The 7252-nt window shown below is 68.7% G+C and carries 11 protein-coding genes; 9 read left to right on the forward strand and 2 right to left on the reverse strand.

Annotated elements, in window-relative coordinates; translation table 11 throughout:
• From AC1DOC_RS12095 to AC1DOC_RS12115, 5 genes are all read left to right on the forward strand, one after another.
• Positions 1 to 353 (forward strand): FCD domain-containing protein (locus AC1DOC_RS12095; RefSeq protein ID WP_478129854.1); only part of this gene is annotated, 353 nt, incomplete at its 5' end.
• Entirely contained in the window at positions 350 to 1150 is an 801-nt protein-coding gene (locus AC1DOC_RS12100; protein WP_307596246.1) for a transporter substrate-binding domain-containing protein, read from the forward strand. The genes AC1DOC_RS12095 and AC1DOC_RS12100, both read left to right, overlap by 4 nt.
• A gap of 35 nt (positions 1151 to 1185) precedes the next feature.
• Entirely contained in the window at positions 1186 to 1842 is a 657-nt protein-coding gene (locus AC1DOC_RS12105; protein ID WP_015866447.1) for an amino acid ABC transporter permease, read from the forward strand.
• 18 nt (positions 1843 to 1860) lie between these two features.
• Positions 1861 to 2514 (forward strand): amino acid ABC transporter permease, encoded by a 654-nt coding sequence (locus tag AC1DOC_RS12110; RefSeq protein ID WP_015866448.1) that lies wholly within the window; start codon positions 1861 to 1863, stop codon positions 2512 to 2514.
• Positions 2498 to 3265 carry an amino acid ABC transporter ATP-binding protein gene (locus tag AC1DOC_RS12115; RefSeq protein ID WP_018905539.1) on the forward strand — a complete coding sequence of 256 codons (768 nt, stop codon included), beginning with the start codon at positions 2498 to 2500 and terminating at the stop codon, positions 3263 to 3265. Before AC1DOC_RS12110 ends, AC1DOC_RS12115 begins: the two co-directional genes overlap by 17 nt.
• A 20-nt stretch (positions 3266 to 3285) precedes the next feature.
• On the opposite strand, the gene AC1DOC_RS12120 is transcribed toward AC1DOC_RS12115, so the two are convergent.
• Complete coding sequence (locus AC1DOC_RS12120; RefSeq protein ID WP_478081321.1) at positions 3286 to 4251, reverse strand: DUF72 domain-containing protein; 966 nt, start codon at positions 4249 to 4251, stop codon at positions 3286 to 3288.
• Positions 4252 to 4403: 152 nt separating this feature from the next.
• Here AC1DOC_RS12120 and AC1DOC_RS12125 point away from each other — a divergent pair, with 152 nt between their 5' ends.
• Genes AC1DOC_RS12125 through AC1DOC_RS12140 form a run of 4 tightly spaced genes read left to right on the forward strand, consistent with a single transcriptional unit; the run spans position 4404 to position 6736 of the window.
• Complete coding sequence (locus AC1DOC_RS12125; RefSeq protein ID WP_478081322.1) at positions 4404 to 4991, forward strand: YceB family lipoprotein; 588 nt, start codon at positions 4404 to 4406, stop codon at positions 4989 to 4991.
• The gene (locus AC1DOC_RS12130) at positions 4988 to 5980 is read left to right on the forward strand and encodes a glycerophosphodiester phosphodiesterase (protein ID WP_478084059.1); all 993 of its coding nucleotides are present in this window, start codon (positions 4988 to 4990) and stop codon (positions 5978 to 5980) included. The genes AC1DOC_RS12125 and AC1DOC_RS12130 overlap by 4 nt, the downstream gene beginning before the upstream one ends.
• A complete protein-coding gene (locus tag AC1DOC_RS12135; protein WP_478081324.1) occupies positions 5977 to 6255 on the forward strand; it encodes a hypothetical protein in 279 nt (92 codons plus the stop codon). Before AC1DOC_RS12130 ends, AC1DOC_RS12135 begins: the two co-directional genes overlap by 4 nt.
• A gap of 13 nt (positions 6256 to 6268) precedes the next feature.
• The gene (locus AC1DOC_RS12140) at positions 6269 to 6736 is read left to right on the forward strand and encodes a DUF411 domain-containing protein (RefSeq protein WP_478081325.1); all 468 of its coding nucleotides are present in this window, start codon (positions 6269 to 6271) and stop codon (positions 6734 to 6736) included.
• An 18-nt stretch (positions 6737 to 6754) separates the two neighbouring features.
• Here AC1DOC_RS12140 and AC1DOC_RS12145 read toward each other — a convergent pair.
• The coding region (locus AC1DOC_RS12145; protein ID WP_478129855.1) for an NAD(P)/FAD-dependent oxidoreductase at positions 6755 to 7252 on the reverse strand (498 nt) is incomplete at its 5' end.

A 7252-nucleotide genomic window follows, 5' to 3' on the forward strand; every position in this document is an offset into this window, starting at 1 on the left:
CGCTCTTGGCCGACACGCTGCGCGACTTCACCGCGCGCACCACGCTGATCGCCATGCTCTACCAGTCCACGCACGACGCCGTGCAGTCCTGCGAGGACCATGTGCAGATCGTTTCCGCCCTCGAGCGGGGCGACCACGCCGCCGCCGAGGCGCTGATGGCCGCGCACATCGGCACGGTGCAGTCGGCGCTGCGCGTGCAGGCGCCGACCGATCCGCTCGCGCAGCTGCGCGACGCGCTGGCGCCGCTGCAGCCGCAGAAGAAAACCACCGCGGCCAAGCCCACGCGGCGCAAGGCCGCCGCGCCCTCCCCCGACGACACCGATTCATCGACTTACCTAGGAGCCCTGCTATGACTTTCTCTTCGTCCAAACGCCATCTCTCGCTCGCGCTTGCATCCGTTGCCATGCTGGCGGCGGCAGGTACGGCCCAGGCCCAGAACGCGCTGGACAACGTGCTGAAGGCCAAGACCATCAAGATCGCCGTGCCCACCGACTATCCGCCCTACGGCTCGGTCGACAGGAACATGAAGCCCCAGGGCCTGGACGTGGAAATGGCCGAGCTGATCGCCGCCAAGCTCGGCGTGAAGGTCGAGCTGGTGCCCGTGACCAGCGCCAACCGCATTCCCTACCTGCAGACGCGCAAGGCCGACCTCGTGATCTCCACGCTCGGCAAGAACCCCGAGCGCGAGAAGGTGATCGACTTCTCCGCCGCCTACGCGCCCTTCTTCCAGGCCGTGTATGCCTCCAAGAGCATGAAGCTCACGAGCTTTGCCGACATGGCCGGCAAGACCGTTGCTGTGACGCGCGGCGCGATGGAAGACCAGGAACTGAACAAGGTGGCGCCGCCGAACGTCGACTACCGCCGCTTCGAGGACAACAACGCCACCATCGCGGCCTTCGTGGCCGGCCAGACGCAGACCCTGGCCACCAGCGCGGCGGTTGCCGGCGACATGCTCGCCAAGAATCCGAAGGTGAGCGCCGAGTTCAAGCTGCTGCTGAAGGACAGCCCCTGCTTCGTCGGCGTGGCCAAGGGCGAAACCGCATTGAAGACCAAGGTCAACGAGATCATTGCGGCCGCCAAGAAGGACGGCACGCTCGACGCCATGTCGAAGAAGTGGCTCGGCAAGGCCGCCGGCGACCTGCCGGTCTGAGCCTCGCTCGCTGAACCCCGAACAAAGGCGCGGCCATGGAATTCGACTTCGGTGCTGTTCTCGTCGACTGGCGGCTGCTCGCCAAGGGCATCGCGTGGACGGTCGGCCTGACGGCCATCGCCACCGTCATCGGCATGGCCGTGGGCGTGGCCTGCGCCTGGGCGCGCGCCAGCGGGCCGGCGTGGCTGCGCTGGGTGGTCGGCAGCTATGTGGAGCTGATCCGCAACACGCCCTTCATCGTGCAGCTGTTCTTCATCTTCTTCGGGCTGCCCGCGGCGGGCGTCAAGCTCACGCCGGAGGTGGCATCGATCATTGCGATGGTGATGAACCTCGGGGCCTATTCCACCGAGATCATCCGCGCCGGCATCGAGGCCACGCCCAAGGGACAGATCGAGGCGGCCGTGAGCCTGGCGCTCGACAAGGTGCAGGTGTTCACCCGCGTGGTGCTGCCGCCGGCGCTCAAGAAGGTGTGGCCCGCCATGGTGAGCCAGATCATCATCGTGATGCTGGGCTCGGCCGTGTGCGGGCAGATCTCCACCGAGGAGCTGAGCTACGCGGCCAACCTCATCCAGAGCCGCAACTTCCGCGCCTTCGAGGCCTTCATCGTCGCCACGCTGCTCTACCTGGCGCTGGCCGTTGCGCTGCGCAGGCTGCTCAACTGGGCCGGGCCGAGATTCTTCTTCGGCCGCTGAACGCAGGACGCCACCACCATGGTCGATTTTTCTCTCTGGGACATCCTGCGCAACCTGCTGATGGCGCTGCGCTGGACCGTCGTGCTCTCGCTCATCGCTTTCATCGGCGGCGGGCTGGTGGGCGCGCTGCTGCTGTTCCTGCGGCTGCGCGGCGGCAGCGCCATGGGCCGCGCCGTCGGCCTCTACGTGCAGCTGTTCCAGGGCACRCCRCTGCTGATGCAGCTGTTCCTCGCCTACTTCGGCATTGCGCTGTTCGGCATCGACGTGTCGGCGTGGACCGCGGCCAGCGTGGCGCTCACGCTCTACACCAGCGCCTTCCTCACCGAGATCTGGCGCGGCTGCGTGGCCGCCATTCCCAAGGGCCAGTGGGAAGCCTCGGGCAGCCTGGCGCTGAGCTTCAGCGAACAGATGCGCCACGTGATCCTGCCGCAGGCGGTGAAGATCGCGATCGCGCCGACGGTGGGCTTCCTGGTGCAGGTGATCAAGGGCACGGCGCTCGCCTCGGTGATCGGTTTCGTCGAGCTCACCAAGGCCGGCAGCATGATTTCGAACGCCACCTTCCAGCCCTTCGTGGTGTTCAGCTGCGTGGCGCTGCTTTATTTCGTGCTGTGCTTCCCGGTAAGCCTGTACGCCAAGAATCTCGAGAGGAAATCCCATGGCCGCCGTGCTTGAATCCCAGACCTTTGCCGCGCCGATCGTGCGCGTGACCGCACTGCGCAAGTCGTATGGCGCCAACGAGGTGCTCAAGGGCATCGACCTCGAGGTGAAGCGCGGCGAAGTCATTGCCATCATCGGCAAGAGCGGCTCGGGCAAGAGCACGCTGCTGCGCTGCATCAACGGGCTCGAGGTGTTCCAGGAAGGCTCGCTCACGGTCGATGGCAAGCCCCTGCTGCACGAGAGCGCCATGGCCATGCGCGAGCTGCGCCAGCGCGTGGGCATGATCTTCCAGAGCTTCAACCTGTTTCCGCATCTCACGGTCGGCAAGAACGTGATGCTCGCCCCCACGCTGGTGAAGAAGCGCAGCGGCATGGAGGCGGCCTCGCAGGCGCGCAAGCTGCTCGAACGCGTGGGCCTGGCCGAAAAATTCGACGCCATGCCCGAGCAGCTCTCGGGCGGCCAGCAGCAGCGCGTGGCCATCGCCCGCGCGCTGGCAATGGAGCCGGCTGTGCTGCTGTGCGACGAGATCACCTCGGCGCTCGACCCCGAGCTGGTGGGCGAGGTGCTGCGCGTGGTGGAGTCGCTGGCCGACGAAGGCATCACGCTCCTGATGGTCACGCATGAGATGAGCTTCGCGCGCAAGGTGAGCGACCGCGTCATCTTCATGCACCAGGGCCGCGTGCACGAGATGGGGCCGCCGGCCGACATCTTCGGCAATCCGCAGACGGCCGAGCTGAAGCAATTCCTTTCGTCGCTGCACGACTGAAGCGGTACGCGGGCGCCGCGCTACTTGCGGCCTGAGCGCGCACGCGCCGGCTTTCGCACGGCCATGTCCGGCGGCGCTTCGAAGTTGTCGTCCTCCCCCAGTCCGGTGGCCACGCCGAGCCGGGCCGCGAGGTGCGCGGCGTCGTAGGGCGCGTGCACCTTGACGTCGTTGTCGAAGTAGCAGAACACGTCGCGCCCCTTGCGGCCGGAGAGCCGGCGCGAAGGCACGGCCAGCCTCGCGTCCTTCACCTGCCGTCCATGGCGCCAGGCGTCGATGCGCTTGGCCCAGCGGTCGAGCGCGGCATCGTCGTAGCCGCTCGCATAGAGCTCCTTGTCGCCATGCAGCCGCATGTAGACGAAGTCGGCGCACAGGTCTTCGAGCAGCGGCCAGCGCCCTGCCGTGTCGGCCACCACCAGCGCAACGCCATGGCGGCGCAGCATCGCGATGAAGTCCGCATTCGCAAAGCTCGCATGGCGCACTTCCACCGCATGCCGGATGCGCAGCTTCGCGGGCGCCTTCAGCAAAGCACGGTCGTCGCTGAGCTTCTCGTTGTGCTGCCGCGCGAGCTTGAGGGCCGAGCGGCCGTCCCGGGGCAGCAGCGCCAGGAATTCCTCGAGGCGATCGCCGTCGTAGGCGAAGGACGGCGGCAGCTGCCAGAGAATCGGGCCCAGCTTGGCGCCGAGTGCGAACACGCCCGACGCAAAGAAGTTGGCCAGCGCGGCGCGCGGTTCCTTGAGCCGCAGGTTGTGGGTGATGTAGCGCGGCCCCTTCACCGCAAACACGAAATCGTCGGGCGTCGCGTCGTGCCATGCCTGGTAGGACACGGGGCGCTGCAGCGAATAGAACGAGCCGTTGATCTCGATGGTGGGCAGCATGCGCGAGGCAAAGTCGAGCTCGAGCCGCTGCGCCAGCCCTTTCGGATAGAAGCGGCCGCGCCATGGCGCATAGCGCCAGCCAGAAATTCCGATTCGCGTCGTGCCCTGCATCGTTGGTCTTTTTTTCCAAGCCTTGAACGTGGCCTGCTGGGCGGCCCGGCCGCGTAGGAGATTTTCCTGTCCGCATAGCAGCATCGGCCCAGCGCGCCGGCCGGAGGCCGTACTGGCCGGAACCTCGCGGGCTGTGGCAAGCTCCGAGGAGTATGCAAATCCGCTCCCTGCCCTTCACCACCTCCCGCCGCTGGATGCTGCTGCGCGCGCTGTGCGGCGCCGCGGCCCTGCAGGCGCCGCTTTCCGCGCTGGCCGGCTTCAACTTCTTCACCAGCGAATACACCGCCACGCGCGACGAACTGCAGGCGCAGATCGCCAAGCGCTTTCCGGTGGCCGAGCGCTATGCCGAGATCTTCATGGTCGGGCTGCGCGACCCGCAGCTGGGCCTGGATGCGCGCAGCAACCGCGCGGCCATCACGGCCACGCTGACCATTGCCAGCCCCCTGCTGGCCGCCTCGCCGGTACAGGGCGTGGTCTCGGTCAGCAGCGCGCTGCGCTACGACGCCGCGGCGCGCGCGCTGCGCCTGGACCATCCCAAGGCCGAGCGCCTCGAGCTGCAGGGCGTGCAGGGCCGCGATGCGGAACGCCTGCAGCAGGTGGGCGCGGTGGTGGCGCAGGAGCTGCTGCAGGGGCAGGTGCTGCGCAGCTTCACGGCCGAAGAACTCACGGTGGGGCGCAAGACCTACGAGATCGGCGACATCACGGTGCAGGACGACGGCATCAAGGTGCAGCTGAAATGAAATTCCCACTGCTTGCCGCCGCGTTGCTCGTTGCGGGCTGCGCGGCCATTCTCCCCGCGGCAAAGCAGCACTTCGACCTGCAGGCGCATCGCGGCGGGCGCGGGCTCGCACCCGAGAACACGCTGGCCGCGTTCTCGAACGCGATCGACCTGGGTGTGAACACGCTTGAACTCGACATCGGGCTCACGGCCGACAGCGTGGTCGTGATCTCGCACGACACCGCGCTCAATGCCGACCACACGCGCGACGCGAACGGTGCGTGGCTCGCATCGAAGGCCGGCCCCACCGTCCGCTCCCTGACGCTGGCCCAGCTTCAGAGCTACGACGTGGGCCGGCTGAATCCCGCGAGCAACTACGGCAAGCAGTTCGCGCTGCAGCTGCCGCGCGACGGCGAGCGCATTCCGACCCTGGCCGCGCTGTTCGACCATGTGCGCGCACGCGGCGCCGCGGCGGCCACGGTGCGCTTCAACATCGAGACCAAGATCGACCCCACCAAGCCCGACGAAACCGCCGCGCCCGAGCCGATGGTGCGCGCCCTGCTCGCCGAGATCGACAAGGCGCAGATGGGCGGCCGGGTGACCATCCAGAGCTTCGACTGGCGCACGCTTGCGCTGGTCGGCCAGCTTGCGCCGCAATTGCCGCGGGCCTACCTGAGCTCCGCGCGCACGCTCAAGGACAGCCGCTGGACGGCCGGCCTCGACGCGGCGCAGTTCGCGTCGACGCCGCAGCTGGTCAAGGCCGCGGCCGGCACGGCGGGCGGGCCCGTCATCTGGTCGCCGGCCTACAACGACCTGACACGGCCCGCCATCAAGGAAGCGCAAGGCCTCGGCCTCAAGGTGCTGCCCTGGACCGTGAACCAGCGCGCCGACATGCTGCGGCTGATGGACTGGGGCGCGGACGGCCTCATCACCGACTACCCCGACGTGCTGCGCGACCTGATGCGCGAACGCGGCCTCTCGCTGCCGCCACCCGGAAAGGCTTCGCCATGAACACCGCCGCACGGCAACTCGAAACCATCGGCAGTGGCATCGCGGCGCTGCAAGGCGGCGGCGGATCGGTCGCCGCGCTCTCGAACGAGGCGCGTGCGAGCAGCGAACTGCTCGCGGCCCTGCCGCCTCGCTATGGCGAGGTGCTGCTGAACCTGCTCGACCGGCTCGAATCGAGCGCGCTGTTCAGCGAGGAGAGCTGTTCCTTCAGCCAGAAAGACCTGCTCGACAACCTGCAGGCGTGGGCCGACAAGGCCCGCGCGCAGCTGCCGTCCTGAGGAGAAACAAGCCATGCAAAGACGCACCCTTCTTCTGCGCGCCGCCCCGCTGCTCGCGCTCGCATCCACGGCGGCATGGCCGCTGGCCGCATCGGCCGCCGCACCGATGGTCGAGATCTGGAAGGACCCGAACTGCGGGTGCTGCCAGGACTGGGTCAAGCACCTCGAGGCGAACGGCTTCGCTATCCGCGTGCACGATGCTGGCAACAGCGCCGCGCGCACGCGGCTCGGCATTCCCGCCGCGCTGGGCTCGTGCCACACCGGCCTGGTCGGCGGCTATGCGCTCGAAGGCCACGTGCCCGCGCGCGAGGTGCACAGGCTGCTGCGCGAAAGGCCCAAGGCCATCGGCCTCGCCGTCCCTGGCATGCCGGTCGGATCGCCCGGCATGGACGGCGCCGCTTATGGCGATCGGCGCGATCCCTACGACGTGCTGCTGGTGCTGGCCGATGGCCGCAGCCGCGTCTACCAGGGCTACCGCTGAGGAAGACCGCGCCGCGCGTCAGCTGAAGCGGGCGGGATCGAAAGGAGCCAGCGCCGTCTCGGGCGCGGTGCCCGCGAGCAATTGCGCCGCGAGCCTGCCGGTGCGCGCCGAACCGCACAGGCCCACGTGCCCATGCCCGAAGGCCAGCACGATGTCCGCGCTGGCCGCGGACGCGCCGATGCAGGGCAGCCCATCGGGCAGGCTGGGCCGGTGGCCGAGCCAGTGCTTCACGGCCACCGCCTGCGGCGGCTGGGCGGCCAGCGCCGGAAACATCGACAGCAGGTGCCGGTGCAGGATCTCGGCGCGCCGCCAGTCGGGCGCGGCATCGAGCCCGCCGATCTCGACCTGGCCGGCCGCGCGCAGGCCGCCGTCCATCCAGTGCGCGATGAGCTTGCCGTCGGCCACCATCGTCGGCGTGCGCGGCCCCACCGAAGCGCCTTCGACGACCACGTGGTAGCCGCGCTCGGATTCGAGCGGCACCGGCGATCCGGCCGCCGCGGCCAGCGGGCCCGAGCG

It is taken from the genome of Variovorax sp. 01T439_2, from assembly GCF_056398445.1.